Genomic DNA, 19,212 nt, shown 5'->3' on the forward strand with positions numbered 1-19,212 from the left:
AGGGATTATGGACACAGCGATCGAGGTGAAAGAAAGATGAAGGGAACCAGTAATACTTAGGTTTTAAAGTCCAGAATTGAAATATGTTCATCACAAAACGCATATTCTTTTTTCTGATTTGAACAGACGACAAGAATTCTTGATTTTAATTTTGTTCGTTCGATTAAAGTTAAGTACCACTCTTCGCCGGAACTATCCAAATTACTTGTAGGTTCGTCCAACATGACCAACGAAGATGCGGAACAACACGCTAGCGCCAGTTTTACCCGTTGTCGCATACCTGATGAAAAAAAACGTATCTCTCTATCGAGCGCATGCTCTAATCCCAATAAGCTGATAACAGCTTCTTTATCAAAAGAAGGAAGATAGCTTTTAAATTTAAAATGGAAATCAATCAGCTCCATTAAAGTAAATTCCTCTATCAATTCAACGTATGGAGCTGCAAGGGAAAGTTGCTGATATACTTGATCCACATCTAAAAATTCGTCTCCATAGTGATAGAACAATTCACCTTCAGAAGGTGTCAAACTACTTGAAAGCACTTTCAGAAAAGTAGATTTTCCCGAACCATTATGACCAAGGATTGCATAACTCTTTCCGGACTCAAAGGTATAGTTTATATGCCTAAAAATCCATTCATTGTTATACCTCCTACCAATATCCTTTAATGTAATTTTCAAATTCACAAGAATCGATAACGCGATTACATCGCTCTATTATTGAATCCTTTCATAATACCTCGGCCGGAATTCCGAATAAAATCCAAAATTTCATCCCGAATTTCTGTTGCCTGATATTCAGCCTCTATAATTTCTATAGCCTTGGCTAAATTTCTATTTTGGACAAAAAGAATTCGATAAAGGTTCTGAATTTCGGCGATCTGATCTTCCGAAAATCCTCTTCTTCTTAATCCAACTGAATTAATCCCTGCATAAGAAATAGGTTCGCGCGCTGCTTTAACAAAGGGGGGAATATCCTTACGTACCAATGAACCACCGGTGACAAATGCATGCGAACCAATTTTGACAAATTGATGAACAGCTACCATTCCAGCCAGTACGACATAGTCACCCACGGTAATATGTCCTGCAAGCGTACTATTATTTGAGAAAACACAATTATCTCCTACTTCACAATCATGCGCAACATGACTGTATGCTTGAATTAAACAATTTTTTCCAATGACTGTTTTATATCTATCTTTGGTGCCTCTATTGATCGTTACGCACTCCCGTATGGTCGTATTATCACCAATTTCCACTGTCGTAATCTCACCATCAAATTTTAAATCTTGCGGCTCTCCAGAAATTACTGCACCGGGATATATTTTACAATTTTTTCCTATTCGTGCTCCATCCATAATCGTCACATTTGAGCCTATCCAAGTGCCTTCACCAATGATGACGTCTTTATAAATGGTTACAAATGGTTCGATGACCACATTTTTAGCAATTTTTGCTTCAGGATGAATATAAGCTAATGGCTGTATCATCTATACTACTTTAGTTGTTATTTACTCTTACGATCTGAGCCATAAGCTCGGCTTCACATACGATCTTCTCCCCTACCATGGCCACACCTTTCATTTTTGCGATACCTCTTCGAATCGGCTCCATCAAATCGCATCTAAAAATAACAGAATCTCCTGGAGTTACCTGCGCTTTAAAACGGGCATTTTCAATTTTCAGAAATAAAGTTAGCCAATTTTCCGGATCAGGAACTGTTTTAAGAACCAAAATCCCACCTGTTTGCGCCATAGCCTCTACTTGCAATACACCTGGAAATAATGGCGCCCCGGGAAAATGTCCCATAAATAAATCTTCGTTCATGGTAACATTCTTCAAGCCTACGACATGTGTTTCGGTCAATTCAAGAATCTTATCCACCATAAGCATAGGCTGACGATGCGGCAAAATCTTCATAATTTCTACCGTATCGTATAATGCTGGCATATTAGGATCGTAAACTTTAATTTTTTTACGTGTTTTATCTTTCTTAATCTGCTCCTTTATTTTTTTCGCAAAGGCAACATTGGCGGCATGCCCCGGCCGAGCAGCCATAATATGGCCCTTCAGCGGTCGCCCAACGAGTGCCAAATCTCCAACCATATCCAACAATTTATGTCGGGCAGGTTCATTTTGGTAGCGCAATTGATTATTGTTTAATATTCCTTCTTTGGCAACTGCAACGGTTTCCTTATGAAAAAGATGAGCTAATTTCTGTAATTCTTCAGGCGAAGTCTCCTTATCCACAATAACAATCGCATTACTTAGGTCACCACCTTTAATAAGCCCATGATCCACCAACATCTCTAACTCATGCAAAAAGCAAAAGGTACGTGAAGATGAAATTTCGGATTTAAAATCGTCAATTGACGTAATCGCAGCATGCTGGCTTCCCAACACCGGCGAGTTAAAATCGATCATGCAGGTCATCCTATAGCCATCCATCGGCATACCCAATATCTCGACTTTTCGATCAGGCTCAGCATAATGGATATTATTGGAAATCTCATAATAATCTCTGTCAGCATCCTGCTCCTCAAAGCCTGCCTCTTCAAGCAGCTTTACAAAAATAGCTGAACTTCCATCTAAGATAGGTATCTCGGGACCATCGATATCAATCAGGACGTTATCAATTTGTAAACCAATTAACGACGCCATCAAATGTTCAATTGTACTTACACTTGCACCGTTCTGAGTAATTGTCGTCCCCCTCGAAGTGTCCGTCACGTTATCTGCATCAACCAAAATTTCTGGCTGCCCCTCCAAGTCTACACGCCTGAACTTAAACCAGTGATTTTCCGGAGCTGGTTTGATGGTCATCGACACAATTTTCCCTGTATGAAGACCTACCCCCGAAATCTCAACCTCGTTTTTGATGGTTCGCTGTTTTACATTCATTTCTAATAACATATTTTTAAATCAAAACTTCTTTTGACAAAACATTTGTTGATTATGCTATATCGGTCAATGATATAGTTATACGATAAACTACTGTTTCATCACAATTAAAGAACAGCTTATTTTCAATGAAAAATAATTATTTTAATTTTTTTTCTACTAATTTTTCTAACTCCTGGATCCGCTTTTCCAATTCAGGAAGGCGAGCAAAGATTACATTTGACCGCAATTGTGGCTGATAAGGCATCAATGGCGTACCGCCCCACTTCTTGCCCTCTTCTTTGATCGATCTATTCACTCCGGACTGGGCCTGAATTTGGGACCCCTTAGCAATAACGATATGCCCAACTACACCAACCTGACCGCCCAATACCACATGCTCTCCAATTTTTGAACTACCGGAAATACCCGTCTGCGCCGCAATAACAGTATTCTTTCCAATATCAACATTATGGGCAATCTGAATCAAATTATCCAACTTCACGCCATGACGAACAATGGTAGCTCCCATGGTTGCTCTGTCAATTACGGTATTGGCACCAATCTCAACATTATCCTCTATCTGAACATAGCCAATCTGAGGAACTTTTTTATATGTCCCGTCTTCTTGTGGTGCAAATCCAAATCCATCTGATCCGATGACAACACCTGAATGTACTACCACATTTTTACCGATCTTACAATCATGATAAATCTTCACTCCTGGATAGAGCGTTGTATTATCTCCAATAGTAACTTTATCTCCAATATAAACCTGTGGGTAAATTTTCACATGATCACCGATCGATGCTCCTCTGCCTATATATACAAATGCACCGATATAGCCCCCTTGGCCGATTTCAGCCTCGTCATGTATAAAATGAGGTTCCTCTCGCCCACTTTTGTCAAGGCGAAACTCATTATACATATTTAGGACAGTAGAAAAAGCAGCATAGGCGTTCTTAACCCGTATAATCGTTAATGCAGGCTTAGTCGAATGTGTCAATTGCAAATCTTCATTAACAATAACAATCGAGGCATCAGTAGTATATATAAAATGCTCGTATTTGGGATTTGACAAAAAAGAAAGATCACCTTTTTTACCCTCCTCAATTTTGGCAAGGTTACCTACCGCAACCTCTGGATTTCCTTCAATCCGTCCTTCTAATAATGTCGCTATTTGTTGCGCAGTAAATTGCATGGTACAAATCTATGTTTTTTTATTAAAAAATAACTACTTGACAGAAGGAATTGCAACATATCCCACCTCTTTTGGATAACACAAAGCATATTTTGCGACATTTTTCGACAGCGCTTCTAAATTCCCCAGATCAGAAGCCTCCGTTATATCGACAAGTTCGCCCGATTTTAACAAAATTTTTATTTGATCCTGGGATGAATTATACGCGCGATTCTGAATTTCCTGAGTAAATACATAATAATGCATATCCTCCATCGCCACGCCGATTTCGGCTTGTACTTTTGCTTTCACCAAATCAATATATTCGCGCGAAAAAGGTTTGTTGCTCAATACAGAGCGATATAGATCACGCTTCATTACCCGTTGACACATTGTACTTAGAATATGGTCCTCATGACACTCCCATGTTTTTATGGCAGACATAATGTCTGTATCATCCAAACGAGTAAACCAGTCTAAATGCAACGGGTTGTCCAAAAAATTACTTTTATTGATTTGTTGGCTTAAAAACCAATGAAAAGCTGGAGTAGAAAAGAGTTGATGGCCAGCAGCCGTCAAATATTTTGCCCGCTGCAGAATTTTAATCAGCAACTGTTCGGCACCAATAACGGTTTTGTGCAGATATACTTGCCAATACATCAGTCGCCGTGCTATAAGAAATTTCTCCACTGAATATAGCCCTTTATAATCCACAACAATTTCATCCGCTACCACGTTGAGCATTTTTATGATACGGTCAAATGAAATCACTCCCTCAGATACTCCCGTAAAAAAGCTATCCCTATTGAGGTAGTCCATTCGATCAACATCCAACTGGCTCGACACCAATTGGTGAAGAAATTTGCGCTCGTATTTGTCATTAAAAATGGTAATTGCAAGGCTCAACCTTCCGTCTAAATCCTTATTGATTCGATCCATTAACAACGAAGACAGCAACTCATGCGAAACGCCTTCAATTAAGCTATGTTCTAACGAGTGGGAAAAGGGGCCATGCCCAATATCATGGAGTAAAATAGCTGAAAGAGCGGCTTCCTCTTCCACGTCCGAAATGAATACACCCTTGCTTCTTAATGTTTCCAAAGCCATTGCCATCAAATGCATGGATCCAATGGCGTGCTGAAAACGAGTGTGTAAAGCACCTGGATAGACGAGATGTGTCATACTCACCTGCTTGATATAGCGAAGTCGCTGAAAATAAGGATGCTGTACCAAATCAAAGACCAATCCTGTGGGGATCGAAACAAACCCGTATACCGGATCATTTATAATTTTATTTTTGTTCAAGGTGGCGACAAATTAAGGCAATCATCAACACTATAAATTATGAAACCTGGCTCTTAAATCCTGAACGCTGGGTTAACATCAGTATAAACTTAAAACAAAGATAGTTAGTTCATCGTTAAGAAATGTTAAAAATAAAATCTAAAGCACGATATTTGCTTAAGTTAGCATGAGATCAAAAATCCGTTAAATAGGTAAGAGTTGTTCTTTTACACTATTCTATTCATAGAAACACGGTCCTCCTCTAGTAATTAAACACATATATAGCAGATGCAAAAAACACATATTCTCTGGGCTGATGATGAAATTGACTTTCTAAAACCACATATCCTATTTTTAGAAAGCAAAGGATATAAAGTTGACACCGTCAATAATGGAAATGATGCAGTTGAAGCCTTTAAAAATGGTTTTTTCCATCTCGTTTTTTTAGACGAGAATATGCCCGGTCTGACCGGACTTGAAACACTCGGTATACTAAAGTCTATCAATCCTTCTGTACCTATTGTGCTGGTCACTAAAAATGAAGAAGAACATGTCATGGAAGATGCGATAGGTTCTAAAATTGATGATTACCTGATCAAGCCGGTCAATCCCAAACAGATCTTGATGACCATAAAGAAATTGACTGAAAACAAGCGCCTCGTCAATGAAAAAACATCTATGGCCTACCAGCAGGACTTCCGTAATTTGGGGATGACTCTCAACGAAAACCTAGATTACGACCAATGGTCGGAAGTATACAAAAAGCTTGTGTACTGGGAGTTGTCTCTAGAGAAACTTGAAGATAATAATATGCATGAAATTCTAACCATGCAAAAATCTGAAGCAAACATGCAGTTCTCAAAATTCATAGAGAATAACTATATCCATTGGATTAATCGTCCCGAAAACGGCCCAATCCTCTCACATCAGTTGTTTAAGAAAAAAGTATTCCCTACGCTGGAAGATGATGTTCCTACATTTTTCTTCTTAATAGACAACTTGCGGTTTGACCAATGGAAAATTATCAATGAAGTCATCACCGACTATTTTAGACTGGAGGAGGAAATAAACTATTTCAGTATTTTACCAACAGCAACACAATATGCTAGAAATGCTATTTTTAGTGGACTAACCCCGTTAGAAATGGAAAAACGTTTTCCGAAATTGTGGCAAAACGACGAAGACGAAGGCGGTAAAAATCTATACGAGGATAAATTTTTGGAGGATCAGATTAAGCGCCTTTATCGAAAGCCCATAAAACACTCTTACACAAAAATTCTGACATTGGAACAAGGAAAAGACGTTGTAGACAATCTCGGAAATTTAATGCACAATCAGCTTAATGCATTGGTGTATAATTTTGTGGATATGTTATCTCATGCACGTACAGATAGCTCTATGATTCGCGAATTAGCAAACGACGAGGCCGCATACCGTTCACTCACCTTGTCTTGGTTCGAGCATTCCCCCTTATTAGAGGCGATCAAATGGCTCTCCCAAAAAAAGGTTCGCGTGATTATCACCACTGACCATGGGACAATCCGTGTGAAAAAGCCAAGTAAAATTGTGGGGGATCGAAATACAAATACAAATTTAAGATATAAACAGGGCAAAAATCTGAATTATATCGACAAAGACGTCTTCGCTATCAAAAACCCACATGAAGCACAATTGCCCAAACTTCACGTGAGCTCAACCTACGTATTTGCCAAGGAGGACACCTATTTTGTCTACCCGAACAACTACAACCAATTTGTCAATTACTTTAATGGAACGTTTCAACATGGCGGGATCTCTTTGGAAGAAATGATTATCCCCTTTGCGACATACTTACCGAAATAGTAATTTTGCAGCATGGAAATTATTGTAAATTCGATAGCAGATTTATCGCAAGCAGCTGAAACACTTTTAACCAGTTTTCCGGAGGATCGCATTTTTTTGCTATATGGTCCAATGGGGGCAGGGAAAACAACTTTTGTAAAACACCTCTGCGAACAATTAAATGTCCAAGACAGCACATCGAGCCCGACATTCTCCATCGTCAATGAATACGAATCTGCTATTGGCCCCGTATATCATTTCGATTTTTACCGTATCAAAGACGAACAGGAGGCATTTGATTTTGGCTACGAGGAATACTTTTATTCAGGAGCATACTGCTTTGTGGAGTGGCCAGAAAAAATCCCCAATTTACTTCCTGAAGAAGCAAAGGAAATACACATCAGCATCATAGATGCAACAACACGTCAAATCTCTATTCATTAACTTACTTTTTTGACCCCCAATATGGCTCAATCATCCTCTTGTCAATATATTCCATCTGATATTCATGTGCCTGGTTTATCTGCTATACACGCCGAAAATCTTAGCTTTTCCTTTCATGAGAACAGCATGCAATTTGCTGTCGAAAACAGTTCCTTCGACATTGAAGAAGGAAAAATAACCGCGATTATCGGTGAGTCCGGAAGTGGGAAAAGTACCTTGTTGAGGCTTATATACGGATTATTGGAACCCACAGAAGGTGTGGTGCGCTATAAAGGCTGGCAGGTACCTACACGCAAAGATAAGTTAATTCCCGGTCACGATGCGATGAAATTAGTCTCGCAGGGTTTTGACGATTTAAATACATATGCCAACGTGTGGGACAATGTTGCATCGCAATTGCCAAATACAAATATCAAACGTAAACAAGATAAAACTGCGGAAATACTGCAACGTCTTCGCATAGACCACCTTGGGCGAAAAAGAGTAGCAGATATCAGTGGCGGAGAAAAGCAGCGCGTTGCAATCTGCCGTGCGCTCATCAATGAGCCCGAAGTTTTACTTATGGATGAACCCTTTAATCAGGTTGACGCCTCTTTTCGCGACACGCTCCAACAAGACATAAAAGATATCGTTAAAGAAACCGGGTTAACAGTTATACTCGTTTCTCACGATCCGACTGAAGTACTTGCTTTAGCTGATAATCTTATCGTGATGAAAGAAGGTAAAATTCTAGATCAAAATAACCCACATCAACTCTATGACAATCCTTCGCACCCTTATACCGCCCAATTGTTGGCAAAAAGTAATATCTTGAACGTCCAGCAAGCTCAAAGCTTAGGGATAACAACCGAAAAACCTATAGCAATCCATCAGGAATGGATTTCAATAAGTTCTTCACAAGAGTCCACTTTTTTTGTCAAGGATGTGCGATTCCGAGGATTTTATTATGAAATTGTTGTCAGCAATAATGTAATCAACTTACATACCATTACAACTTCTCAAATCATTCCGTCAAAACAACAAACAGTTGATCTGACAATATCCCATTGGATTTCTTTTGACCATTAATTTGATATCCTAATCCAGTGTAGCTAGCCAGGACAAAAATGCGTCAAACCATAATTTATCCGAAGTTTTATTAATTAATCCAAATCCATGTCCCCCCTGCTCAAAGACATAAAGCTTGTTGGGCACTTTTGCTTTGTCCAAAGCAGCAATCATCCGATAACTGTTTTCTATCGGTACAGCCATATCGTCTTTGGCATGTACAAAGAAAACCGGGCAAACTTCCGGAGAGACCTGTAATTCAGAAGAAAATGATCTGACCAAATCTTCCGAAGGGTTTTCTCCGATCAGATTAATCCTTGACCCTCTGTGCGTGATATCATTATTCATGGAGATGACCGGATAAATTAATCCAGCAAAATCAGCTCTTAGGGATACATGTGTAGAATTTGCTATATAGTCCTTCTTGAATTGGGTAATTAAAGTAGAGGCCAAATGCCCGCCAGCAGAAAAGCCAATAACGCCAACCTTGCGAAGTTCAGGGTGCAACGTTCTAATCAGTTGAACCGCCCGCTGAGCATCTTGAAGAGGTCCTATTGATTTGTTACGCATAATATTTGGCGAAGGTAAACGGTATTGTAAAACAAAAGCCGAATAACCATTTTTTACGAGTTCTTTAGCGACAGCATGTCCTTCATGATCCATAGCAATATGCGAATACCCACCTCCCGGGATTACCAGTACAGCGATATTTTTAGCGCTACTTTTATCTGCCGGATAAGCAAACAACCTGGGAACATTTTTTTCTAAATTCACTTGCGCTTTATCCGTCGAATTTGGAATGGAATCTACATAAAGATTGATTACTTCCTGCGCCTTAGCGAGTGAAATCAACGAACATAAAATCATAAAAATTCTTTTCATTAAATATAGTATTTTAAAAGAGAGTTCCAGACCACATCGACTCGAAAAGATGTAGCAAATATGAACTGTATACCCCTGGTTTATAATGAAGAAACGACTAAAAGATCCAAATCTTTTGCAGTCATATTAAACCTTGATGCCATATCAGCATTTGTAAGATTACCTTGATACAAATAAATGGAACTTCGGATTCCGGGATTTTTCCAAATTGCGTTTTTCAATCCGCCAAGCTCAGCAAAATCGAGCAAAATTGAAGTAAAAATATTACTCATGGCATAAGTTGCTGTTCGTGCCACCCGAGAAGCGATATTCGGAACACAGTAATGAATAACATCAAATTTTCGGAAAACGGGTTGATCATGTGAAGTGACTTCTGACGTTTCAAAATTCCCGCCCTGATCGATACTTACATCTATAACAACAGAGTTGGGCTTCATTTTAGATACCGTTTCCTCCGAAATCAAACAAGAAGACCTTCCATTGCGCGCCCGCAAAGCACCAATCACAACGTCTGAACTGATAACAGCTTTATTTAAAATAATTGGCTGTATAACAGATGTAAACACACGGCTGCCAAGATTGTTCTGTAAACGTCTAAGTTTATATATGGAATTATCAAAAACCTTTACCTGTGCGCCTAAAGCTAAAGCTGTTCGGGCAGCTTGTTCACCAACAGTACCAGCGCCGATAATAACAACTTCTGTCGAGGCTACCCCGGTCACACCGCCTAACATCAGCCCCTTTCCGCCAAACGCATTACTCAGATATTCGCCAGCAATCAGCGTTGCCGTCGCCCCAACAATTTCGCTCATGGCCCTAACCACCGCTAGACACCCGCCCTCGTCTCTTAAATACTCATAAGAAATTGCTGTAATCTTTTTATGCATTAATGCCTTTAAGACATCCAGGCTCATGAGTGAGGGCTGCTGAGAAGACAATAAAAGTTGGCGTTCTTTCATCAACTTTACTTCCGCCGCAGTAGGACTACCGACCTTTATAATCAAATCCGCTTGGTATACTTCTTCGCGAGACGAAACGATCCGAGCCCCTTGTTCACTATAATGATGATCTAAAAAGTTGGCTCCACTCCCTGCCCCCGTCTCAATGATAACGTCGTGCCCATTCTCTACCAATAATGCAACCGCTAATGGTGTCAAACATATCCGCTTTTCCTGTAGCGAGATCTCTTTTGGAATCCCTATAAATAAACTTTTTGCATTCTTTTTCTTTTCAAAAAGCATCTCTTTTGGAGAAATCATAGCCTGACTAGCAAGCTTCCCTAACTCATTCATCTTGTCAAATTGATCGTTAGCTAAAATTACAATAAATAATCAATCTTATCAAACGAAGATAAATTTGGTTTGGCACACCTTTGGAATGAAACAAATTTATCTACATTTGTCTAAATTAATCAGATATAATACCATGCTCAGTAAAGTAAATATAGTGCCGCGGTGGATCATTTTTTTATTGGACATCTTTAGCGTATCCATCGCCTATCTGCTCGCAAATGTCATTTACTATGATTTTGACTTCGCTTTTCTGCTTGACATTGATTTTAGTATACGCTATATTTTATTTATAGGTGTATGCTCTTTTTCATTCTACCTTTTTAAAATGTATACCGGAATAGTTCGTTACACAAGTGCGATCGATTCCATACGTATATTATCGACGATAACATTTAGTGTTTTCATCCTCCTTGTTATAAAAATAATAATCCAAGCAAATGAGATCGAGCGTAACATCCCAACTGCCCTCATTATTTTCTTTGCCCTCTTTTCATTTCTAATTTTAACAGTCTATCGAACGATTATTAAGATTTTCTTTCTATACACAAAAAAAGCTAGTGGCTCCAGAAAAAAAACGCTGATCTATGGAGCAGGCGACTTGGGAATTGCTGTAAAAAGAACATTAGACCATGATGTAAGATCCAAAAATGCCATTGTAGGATTTTTAGATGATAACGAACAAAAAATAAATAAGGTAATTGATGGAACGAAGATATATTCTTCGCAGAAGTTCAGCCACCTCATCAAAACGTTAAATGTCGAGGAGGTCATTATTGCTTCGCACAATATTCCTTCGGACCGCAAAAATGAAATCACTGACGTCGCGCTGGAAAAAAATGTTAATATATTAACGCTGCCCCCAGTTAAGAAAATTATGAATGGCGACCTTAATCCCAATCAGATCCAAAAAATAAAAATTGAAGATTTATTGGAAAGGGCACCTATAAAGATCAACGATGATCACATCCTCAGCCAAACGAAAGGCAAAAGGATATTGGTCACTGGTGCTGCGGGCTCTATTGGAAGTGAGATCGCAACCCAATTGGGAAGATACGAACCACAGATGATTATACTGTGTGATCAGGCGGAGTCCCCCTTACATAATCTCCAACTCGATCTTCAAGATGAATTTCCAAATCAAGTATATCATACTTACATAGCCGATGTCCGAAGTTCAAAAAGGATGCAATTACTTTTTGAAACGTTCAAACCACACTATGTTTATCACGCAGCAGCCTATAAACATGTGCCGATGATGGAAAACCATCCATTGGAAGCGGTACAAACGAATGTGATGGGAACAAAAAATCTTGCTGATTTAGCCGTTGAGTTTCAAGTTGAAAAATTTGTTTTTGTCTCTACGGACAAAGCGGTCAATCCCACCAACATCATGGGAGCAACGAAACGGATTGCTGAAATTTACGTCCAGTCATTGAACAATCATTTGGAAGCATCATTACAAGATAGTATCCATACTAAATTTATTACGACACGCTTTGGAAACGTGCTGGGTTCAAATGGCTCCGTAATTCCACGATTCAGAGATCAAATTCAAAAAGGTGGCCCTGTAACAGTTACCCATCCAGAAATTACCCGATATTTTATGACCATTCCCGAAGCATGCCGATTGGTTCTTGAAGCTGGGACGATGGGACAAGGCGGCGAAATTTTTGTATTCGATATGGGAAAATCTGTGAAAATAGTCGAATTAGCTAAGAAAATGATTCGTCTTTCAGGATTCAAACCAAATGAAGATATTGAAATAAAGTTTACAGGATTGCGCCCCGGAGAAAAGCTGTATGAGGAATTATTAAATGATTTAGAAAATACCCTACCGACTCACCATGAAAAAATTATGATTGCCAAAGTGAGAGAAAATAATTATGACAGTGTGCTCATGAAGATCCAAGAACTGCAGCAACGATTGGCAACGCAAAACAAAAACGAAGTCGTGTATCAAATGAAAATCATTGTACCCGAATTCAAAAGCAAAAATTCGATCTACGAGCAACTGGATCGAGAAATCGAATTATCAAATAAGTCAGAAAACTAAACTTAATTCACTTTAAAATTGCAAAATACTTGTATTTTTACTCGAAAAGTGTATTTTTGCAATCCATATTTTACTGATTAGTAATGTCTAAAAACACAAATAATACAAATCAAGGTTTCAAACCTTCAAAAGGATCTTTTTTCCAAGATAACCAAAAAAGCGTAGTGTTCATTTTAGGTGGTATCGTTGTATTGATCTTACTTTATTTTGGATATCAAAAGCTGTATCTAGATCCGAGAGCAGAAGAAGCTTCGAACCGTATGTATAAAGCTGAACAGCTTGCCACAATCGATTCTTTGCAAAACAAAGCAATCATGGGAGATGGTTCATTTCTTGGATTTAAACAAATTGCGGATGAATATTCGAATACAAAATCGGCAAATATAGCGAATGCTTATTTAGGCGGGTTGTATTTGCGCCAAGGTAAATTTGAAGAGGCTGTAAAAGCACTCGAAAAATATTCTCCTACGGGAAGCCAAATTCTAGACCCTTTGGTAATTGGTTTAACAGGTGATGCATACTCAGAGTTAAAAGACTACAAAAAAGCTGCTGATTATTATAAACAAGCTTCCGAAAAATCGAGCAATTCATATACTACACCGATGTTTTTAAAAAAATTAGGCCTTGTTTATGAAGCACAAAATGATTATAAAGGTGCAGAGACTGCCTATAAAAAGATTAAGACAGATTTTCCTGAAAGCCAAGAGGCCAGCACAATTGATGGTTTATTAGGCCGCGTACAGGCACATTTATAAGAGATAACAACACAAAAAAAGAGGCTATTTGATAGCCTCTTTTTTTGTGACCATCTAAAATACTATCTTTGCTCCCATTATGGCAAGTAGCATTAAAAATTTATCAGACTTCTCGCATATCCAAGTTGCGGATGCGAGTACATTCAAATTTGCAATTGTTGTCGCACAATGGAATGCAGAAATTACAGGTGCATTATTAAATGGTGCAGTAAAAGGCCTGGAAGAGCATGGCGCTAAAGAAAATAATATTGAAATTATTGAGGTCCCTGGAAGTTTTGAATTAATTTCAGGGGCGGATCTGGCACTGAGAAATCAGGGCTTTGACGCAGTTATTTGTTTAGGTTGTGTTATCCAGGGCGAAACAAGACACTTTGATTTCATCTGCGATGCGGTTGCAAATGGCATCGCCAATGTGGGGCTCAAATATAATAAGCCAGCAATTTTTGGCGTATTAACAACAGACAACCTCCAACAGGCATTGGATCGTGCAGGTGGAAAGCATGGTAATAAAGGTGAAGAAGCTGCTATTACAGCTATACAGATGGCTCATATCGCCAAAAGATTCTAATTTGGTATCAATTTTGCGCACTATACGTCAATGATGAAAGTATTTATTGAACATAGTTTAAAGTAAGGTACTTCCATTTTGATAAATCGATTAATAAAATATGCTATTATCTTATTAATCGATTTTTATTTTATATCAGAATATATTGTCGTTGATTGGCTCGAATGGATAGAGTAAGAAGACAATCAGCCGTATAAAGACAATAATGCAATGATGAGGTGGAATACTTTTAATTTTCGCTTAGTCCACTTAATGATTGTTTCTAAAAAAATAGGGTTATGAAAATATTATCGAACGTACTCAGTATCGTTATCCTGACCTTGTTCTGTCAGTTGAATTTAATAGCGCAAGAAGATACGCTCCATAAACAGATATGGCAAAGTATTGGCGGTCAAGAAAAGTGGGATTCGTTACAGTATTTAGCATTCTCTGCAAAAGGGAATAACATTTCAGACCAATTAGCTAACGAAGAACGAAAATTCTTGTTCAATCGAACAAGCGGAGCGTGTCGATTTGATGGATATACAGGAACAGACCAAGTGACTTACCTATTTAATTTTAAAAACCCTGGTAATGATAAGCTCTTTATTGGCGGAAATTTATCCACGGACGATGTAGAGCTTAAAAAATCAATCAAAAGCCAGCTCTTTTCGGATTTCAATTTGCTCCTCTTACCCACCCTCATCGGACTAAAGAATGTGCAGCTCAAAAACCAGAAAGAAAGCTTCAGCGCAGGACAAAAATTAATGATATCCAATATCCTTTCTTCAACCCCCATTTTTGGGAACAGGATTGCCGGAGTGCTCTACATCGATCAAAATACAGGGGAAATCGCGCGTTATGAATACAAAGATAAAGGAGAAAAAATTACGTATGAAGTGAGCAATTATAAGGAGATCGGCGACGGTATACGTTTACCAAGCCTATTCAATTGCACAACGAACGGACAAAGAAGTTGTATATTCTCCTCTATCTCATCTTTCGTACAAGTAGAACAAAAAAAATTCACAGAATTATGATCAATTGGATAGAATTAAACACAGAACAACAGCTACAAGAACTATATCAATCGGATAAAGTTGCAGCTATTTTTAAACACAGTACAACGTGTGGTATTAGTAATATGGCTAAACGCAGTCTTGAACGAATGTCTGCGCTATCAGACCATGATTATACGATTTATCTCTTAGACCTATTACGCTACCGTTCCCTTTCAAATGAGATTGCTCAACGCTGGAATGTAGAGCATCAATCTCCTCAAATATTGATTATTGAAGGAAAAGCCAGTATATACGATGCTTCACATGGCGATATCCAATTTGATGAAATAGAGAAATACTTAGTGGCAATTTAATAGTATAGTCTATTTGGGATCCTTTTGAAATTCCATCAAATAAACACGCTATTTTTTTTGTTCTGGATTTTCTATTTCATCGTCCTTTTCCCACCATTCTGAAGATTGCAGATCATCGATTTCTCGACGGTCCTTTTTAGTAGGCCGACCGCTGCCACGATCTCTTTTGAGGACAGGAGCGTGAAACATAGATTTATAGCCAACCGTCTCTTCAACAGGAGTTTGATCCTCATAGAATTGTACGGCAGTCTTTGCATCCACACGACGCTCCAACAGGCCGGTCACGAGGACGACTTTCCGCTCAATACCTTTTTGAATGTGGTACACATCACCTATCTTCACTTCGTAAGATGGTTTTATATTCTGCCCTTTTAATTTGACCCGCCCGGCCTTGCACGCCTCGGTCGCTAAGGTTCTCGTCTTAAATAAGCGAATTGACCACAAATATTTATCAATTCTCAATTTTTCTGATGTTCCAGCCATAGTACAAAAATAGCTATTTTTAGGACCATTACAATCAAAAGAAATTATAGAAAATCTCAATATACTGAGTTCAATTATCAAAATTCTCCTATTCCATCGCTCACCACCGAACACCAGCTCCTTACCGAAAGCGGATTGTTAAAGCAATAACTGCATGCTGAATACACCTTTAAAACGTGAAATCGTTGCGCACACAGGGTCGTAAGGGTGAAGAGAGACTATAAATTCGTACGCTGTTAGCATCTGTTAAGTATAACGCAAGGAACAATGGATAAAGTTGCTTTTAAGTCCAACTTTATCTAAGTTTGTACATCAAAATAAACTAATTCAAATAAGCAAAAAAATAATATGGTAGAGCCACTTAAAAAACTGATTGAGGAAGCTTGGGAAGATAGGCAATTATTAGAATATAAAGAATATACGGAAGCGATTCGTACGGTCATCATGAAATTAGATAGCGGTGAAATTCGCGTCGCTGAACTGATTGGCACCAGATGGCACGTAAACGATTGGATCAAGAAAGCTGTTATTTTGTACTTCCCTATTAATGACATGCGTGAAATGACTGCTGGGCCTTTTGTATTTCATGATAAGATGAAACTCAAAACAGACTATAAGCATACAGGCGTGCGTGTTGTACCAGGAGCATCGGCTCGTTTAGGTGCTTATTTGGCTAAAGGGGTTATTATGATGCCTTCTTATGTCAATATTGGTGCTTATGTAGACGAAGGTACGATGGTGGACACATGGGCCACTGTTGGCTCTTGCGCCCAGATCGGCAAACACGTACATTTAAGTGGTGGCGTTGGCATTGGTGGTGTATTGGAACCTGTACAAGCAGCTCCGGTTATTATCGAAGACAATGTTTTCATCGGATCAAGAGCAATTGTAGTCGAAGGTATTCGCGTAGAAAAGGAAGCCGTATTAGGCGCTAATGTTGTACTGACAGCCTCAACAAAAATTATTGATGTGACTGGATCTGAGCCAGTAGAATATAAAGGCTATGTACCTGCCCGCTCTGTTGTTATTCCAGGATCGTATACGAAAAAATTTGCAGCTGGAGAATATCAGGTTCCTTGTGCCCTGATTATCGGACAACGTAAAGAGTCTACGGACAAAAAGACTTCATTAAACGATGCTTTACGTGAACACAATGTTGCGGTTTAAATTAAAATTAACATAGAAAATTAAAGATGAGTGGATTCGTAGATCGGGAAGATTTGAATAAGGCCTTGGAAACGCTAAAAAATGGCGGACTAATCCTCTACCCAACGGATACAATTTGGGGAATAGGCTGCGATGCTACCAATCCTGAAGCGGTAGAAAAAGTTTTTCAACTGAAAGGAAGGGATAAATCTAAAAGTCTGATAGTCTTATTACATAATGACAATCAACTGGCGAGTTATGTCAATGAGATCCCCGACGTCGCTTATCAACTTATTGAATACACAGAAAAGCCTTTGACTATTGTTTATTCGAATGCCAAAAATCTTGCTCCCAATGCAATAGCGGAAGACGGATCTATTGGCATTCGAATTGTCAAACACCCTTTTTGCGAGCAGCTGTTACAACGCTTTCGCAAACCCATAATTTCCACTTCGGCCAATATCAGCGGTGAACCTACGGCAAAAGATTTTGATGAAATTGCTGACACCATTAAAGCTGGAGTTGACTATATTGTCGCCTACGACAGAGACGTAACAACAGATGGGAAATCATCTACTGTCATGAAGCTGGACCCAAGTGGTAAATTCGAATTTATTAGAAAATAATATGAAAAAGATCTTTTTATTTCTTGTTTTGTCCATTGTCGCCACTCGCTTTTCATTCGGTCAGCAAAAAGATATTCCCGCAGCCAAGCCCGGCGTAAAATATGGGAAAGAAATTTCTGCTTCCAATGCGATTTCGGTGGCAAAGCTTGAAAAGGAGCTTACACAAAAGAATGCTTTCCATGGAAAGATAACGGGTAAGGTGGTAGAAGTGTGTAAGAAAAAGGGTTGTTTCATGACCTTACAACGTGACGGGGAAGAGCCTATTACCGTTCGTTTTAAAGACTATGGTTTCTTTATGCCATCTGATATTGTGGGTAAGACGGTTGTCGTGGAGGGAAGCGCAAAGAAAAAAGAAGTTTCCGTCGCATCATTACAACATGCGGCAAAGGATCTTGGCAAATCACAGGCTGAAATAGATCAAATTACACAATCCAAAAAAGACATAAGCATTATCGCTGATGGTGTGTTGGTTATAAAATAAAGTTGCATACGCTTAAGCAGTCATTGTTGCGATGAAAAGATTCCAAACGTCACCCTGTCATTCTATACTAGTGAATGGCACCTTAATGACCTTCGATATGCCCATTATTATGGGGATACTCAATGTAACGCCAGATTCTTTTTACGATGGCGGCGATAATACGACCATCGAGCGTGCAGTAGAGAAAGCGAAGGAGCTATTGCTTGAGGGAGCGCAAATTCTTGATATTGGCGCCTATTCTTCACGCCCAGGCGCACCATTAATTTCATCACAGGAAGAAATGGATCGAGCCCTCCCCCCAATTCGAGCAATTAAAGCAGCGTTTCCTGACGCCATTTTATCGATTGATACCTTCAGGGCCGACGTTGCAGCTGCAGCAGTCGAAGCAGGCGTTCACATTATTAATGATGTATCTGGTGGTACACTCGACGATAATATGTTTACTACAGTAGCCAAATACCAGGTTCCTTACATTCTTATGCATATGCGCGGTATTCCCGAAAATATGCAGGAAAAAACAGACTATACAGATATTGTAACGGATGTTGCCACGTTTTTGGGTGGGCGCATCGCCATGCTAAGAAGTATGGGGGTGAAAGACATTATTCTTGATCCAGGCTTTGGCTTTGCCAAGACAGAGGAACAGAACTATGAGTTGCTTTATCGTGTCAACGAACTTCATTATTTCGAATTACCAATTTTGGGCGGAATATCCCGCAAATCCATGATCTATAAAAAAATCCAGATCACAGCCCAGGAAGCGTTAAACGGTACTACCGCTTTAAATACATTACTTCTCGAAAGAGGCGTACAAATTCTCCGTGTACACGATGTAAAAGAAGCGAAACAGTTGGTTGATCTCTTCTATTCATAGATTTGCTCTATCTTCCTGCAAAGCATATCATCGGATTTTT

20 protein-coding genes are annotated in these 19,212 nt (G+C 39.0%); 12 read left to right on the top strand and 8 right to left on the bottom strand.

The window, feature by feature from the left end; translation table 11 throughout:
- Window positions 1–56: 56 nt before the first annotated feature.
- The 5 genes from B2107_RS03470 to B2107_RS03490 form a co-directional block, all read right to left on the bottom strand.
- Complete coding sequence (locus B2107_RS03470; protein ID WP_312332356.1) at window positions 57–686, bottom strand: ABC transporter ATP-binding protein; 630 nt, start codon at window positions 684–686, stop codon at window positions 57–59.
- Between the two features lie 17 nt (window positions 687–703).
- On the bottom strand, window positions 704–1,492 hold the full coding sequence (lpxA, locus tag B2107_RS03475; protein ID WP_209577503.1) for an acyl-ACP--UDP-N-acetylglucosamine O-acyltransferase: 789 nt from the start codon (window positions 1,490–1,492) through the stop codon (window positions 704–706).
- A 10-nt stretch (window positions 1,493–1,502) separates the two neighbouring features.
- Window positions 1,503–2,903, bottom strand: a complete 1,401-nt coding sequence (locus B2107_RS03480) for a bifunctional UDP-3-O-[3-hydroxymyristoyl] N-acetylglucosamine deacetylase/3-hydroxyacyl-ACP dehydratase (RefSeq protein WP_209577816.1) — start codon at window positions 2,901–2,903, stop codon at window positions 1,503–1,505.
- Window positions 2,904–3,042: 139 nt separating this feature from the next.
- Window positions 3,043–4,083 carry a UDP-3-O-(3-hydroxymyristoyl)glucosamine N-acyltransferase gene (lpxD, locus tag B2107_RS03485; protein ID WP_293953150.1) on the bottom strand — a complete coding sequence of 347 codons (1,041 nt, stop codon included), beginning with the start codon at window positions 4,081–4,083 and terminating at the stop codon, window positions 3,043–3,045.
- 33 nt (window positions 4,084–4,116) lie between these two features.
- Complete coding sequence (locus B2107_RS03490) at window positions 4,117–5,367, bottom strand: HD domain-containing protein (protein ID WP_293953152.1); 1,251 nt, start codon at window positions 5,365–5,367, stop codon at window positions 4,117–4,119.
- Window positions 5,368–5,634: 267 nt separating this feature from the next.
- Between B2107_RS03490 and B2107_RS03495 the strand changes: the two genes are divergently transcribed.
- Genes B2107_RS03495 through B2107_RS03505 form a run of 3 tightly spaced genes read left to right on the top strand, consistent with a single transcriptional unit; the run spans window position 5,635 to window position 8,679 of the window.
- Window positions 5,635–7,188, top strand: coding sequence for a PglZ domain-containing protein (locus B2107_RS03495; protein ID WP_209577497.1), 1,554 nt, complete (start codon window positions 5,635–5,637; stop codon window positions 7,186–7,188).
- Between the two features lie 12 nt (window positions 7,189–7,200).
- Entirely contained in the window at window positions 7,201–7,611 is a 411-nt protein-coding gene (gene tsaE, locus B2107_RS03500) for a tRNA (adenosine(37)-N6)-threonylcarbamoyltransferase complex ATPase subunit type 1 TsaE (protein WP_293953154.1), read from the top strand.
- Window positions 7,612–7,632: 21 nt separating this feature from the next.
- Window positions 7,633–8,679: an ABC transporter ATP-binding protein gene (locus B2107_RS03505; RefSeq protein WP_293953156.1), complete on the top strand. Its 1,047-nt coding sequence runs from the start codon at window positions 7,633–7,635 to the stop codon at window positions 8,677–8,679.
- 9 nt (window positions 8,680–8,688) lie between these two features.
- Here B2107_RS03505 and B2107_RS03510 read toward each other — a convergent pair whose 3' ends face one another.
- Both B2107_RS03510 and B2107_RS03515 read right to left on the bottom strand, forming a co-directional pair.
- The gene (locus B2107_RS03510) at window positions 8,689–9,540 is read right to left on the bottom strand and encodes an alpha/beta hydrolase (protein ID WP_293953158.1); all 852 of its coding nucleotides are present in this window, start codon (window positions 9,538–9,540) and stop codon (window positions 8,689–8,691) included.
- Window positions 9,541–9,620: 80 nt separating this feature from the next.
- A complete protein-coding gene (locus B2107_RS03515) occupies window positions 9,621–10,832 on the bottom strand; it encodes an alanine dehydrogenase (RefSeq protein ID WP_293953160.1) in 1,212 nt (403 codons plus the stop codon).
- 133 nt (window positions 10,833–10,965) lie between these two features.
- Here B2107_RS03515 and B2107_RS03520 point away from each other — a divergent pair, with 133 nt between their 5' ends.
- From B2107_RS03520 to ytxJ, 5 genes are all read left to right on the top strand, one after another.
- A complete protein-coding gene (locus tag B2107_RS03520) occupies window positions 10,966–12,885 on the top strand; it encodes a polysaccharide biosynthesis protein (protein WP_293953162.1) in 1,920 nt (639 codons plus the stop codon).
- Window positions 12,886–13,145: 260 nt separating this feature from the next.
- A complete protein-coding gene (locus B2107_RS03525; protein ID WP_312332345.1) occupies window positions 13,146–13,640 on the top strand; it encodes a tetratricopeptide repeat protein in 495 nt (164 codons plus the stop codon).
- 79 nt (window positions 13,641–13,719) lie between these two features.
- The gene (gene ribH / locus B2107_RS03530) at window positions 13,720–14,208 is read left to right on the top strand and encodes a 6,7-dimethyl-8-ribityllumazine synthase (protein WP_293953166.1); all 489 of its coding nucleotides are present in this window, start codon (window positions 13,720–13,722) and stop codon (window positions 14,206–14,208) included.
- Between the two features lie 278 nt (window positions 14,209–14,486).
- On the top strand, window positions 14,487–15,227 hold the full coding sequence (locus B2107_RS03535) for a hypothetical protein (protein WP_293953168.1): 741 nt from the start codon (window positions 14,487–14,489) through the stop codon (window positions 15,225–15,227).
- Complete coding sequence (gene ytxJ / locus B2107_RS03540) at window positions 15,224–15,562, top strand: bacillithiol system redox-active protein YtxJ (RefSeq protein ID WP_293953170.1); 339 nt, start codon at window positions 15,224–15,226, stop codon at window positions 15,560–15,562. The genes B2107_RS03535 and ytxJ overlap by 4 nt, the downstream gene beginning before the upstream one ends.
- Window positions 15,563–15,610: 48 nt before the next feature.
- On the opposite strand, the gene B2107_RS03545 is transcribed toward ytxJ, so the two are convergent.
- Window positions 15,611–16,045 carry an RNA-binding S4 domain-containing protein gene (locus B2107_RS03545; RefSeq protein ID WP_293953172.1) on the bottom strand — a complete coding sequence of 145 codons (435 nt, stop codon included), beginning with the start codon at window positions 16,043–16,045 and terminating at the stop codon, window positions 15,611–15,613.
- A gap of 348 nt (window positions 16,046–16,393) precedes the next feature.
- Between B2107_RS03545 and B2107_RS03550 the strand changes: the two genes are divergently transcribed.
- The 4 genes from B2107_RS03550 to folP are packed head-to-tail and all read left to right on the top strand — an operon-like array spanning window position 16,394 to window position 19,172.
- The gene (locus B2107_RS03550) at window positions 16,394–17,212 is read left to right on the top strand and encodes a 2,3,4,5-tetrahydropyridine-2,6-dicarboxylate N-succinyltransferase (protein WP_293953174.1); all 819 of its coding nucleotides are present in this window, start codon (window positions 16,394–16,396) and stop codon (window positions 17,210–17,212) included.
- 26 nt (window positions 17,213–17,238) lie between these two features.
- Window positions 17,239–17,817, top strand: coding sequence for an L-threonylcarbamoyladenylate synthase (locus B2107_RS03555; RefSeq protein WP_293953175.1), 579 nt, complete (start codon window positions 17,239–17,241; stop codon window positions 17,815–17,817).
- Window position 17,818: 1 nt separating this feature from the next.
- Window positions 17,819–18,298: a DUF4920 domain-containing protein gene (locus B2107_RS03560; RefSeq protein WP_293953178.1), complete on the top strand. Its 480-nt coding sequence runs from the start codon at window positions 17,819–17,821 to the stop codon at window positions 18,296–18,298.
- Window positions 18,299–18,329: 31 nt separating this feature from the next.
- A complete protein-coding gene (folP, locus tag B2107_RS03565) occupies window positions 18,330–19,172 on the top strand; it encodes a dihydropteroate synthase (RefSeq protein WP_293953180.1) in 843 nt (280 codons plus the stop codon).
- The last annotated feature ends 40 nt before the right edge of the window (window positions 19,173–19,212 follow it).

The organism is Sphingobacterium sp. UBA7855, from assembly GCA_002500745.1.
Lineage (GTDB): Bacteria > Bacteroidota > Bacteroidia > Sphingobacteriales > Sphingobacteriaceae > Sphingobacterium.